Source organism: Methanoculleus sp. MH98A (genome assembly GCF_000691865.1).
Classification (GTDB): Archaea; Halobacteriota; Methanomicrobia; order Methanomicrobiales; family Methanoculleaceae; genus Methanoculleus.
The window spans coordinates 1-536 of the sequence record NZ_JMIO01000306.1; the positions used below are offsets into that span (position 1 = coordinate 1).

The 536-nt window shown below is 38.4% G+C and carries 1 protein-coding gene; it reads right to left on the minus strand.

Annotated features, from left to right (window positions below):
• The coding region (locus EI28_RS15230; RefSeq protein ID WP_231476881.1) for a hypothetical protein at positions 1 to 514 on the minus strand (514 nt) is incomplete at its 3' end.
• Between the last annotated feature and the right edge of the window lie 22 nt (positions 515 to 536).

A 536-nucleotide genomic window follows, 5' to 3' on the forward strand; every position in this document is an offset into this window, starting at 1 on the left:
TAGAAAAATCCTTTTCGCATCCCGATATATCCTCCCTATACGAATTTATTTTTACTAGAACCTTGATATAATCCGCTAAAAAGGTATTTCTTTCATGTTCTTTTGGTCTGGCAATCTGAAATCTATAACTCTGTTCTAATATTAAAGGGGACTGGAAATTATTAAAGTACAGAGAGTATAGTTGATCGCAGTACAAACGTTTACTTTCTTCGAACCTCTGTGACCTCCCCGCAGTAAAAAACACGCTATCATAGTTTCCTTTCTTAGAGTTCCAGAAATAGCCAGATCTCAAGAACTCCCGTAAAAAAGAAGGCTTTAGCATGTTAATGTAATCCCCTCTTGCGTGAGGCTGTGAATATCCGTGAATGTGGTTAATAATTGATCCATACACAGATGTCCTTACAAGGGGCCACAAAAAGACACCATTCGCATTATATTCCCACAGATTGGCATCTTCCTCTATCGTCAACAGCCTTTTAAGGGAATCTGGTAATTCGGACACCATTTTCACCATGATTAACGGTTTTCAAGGGTGA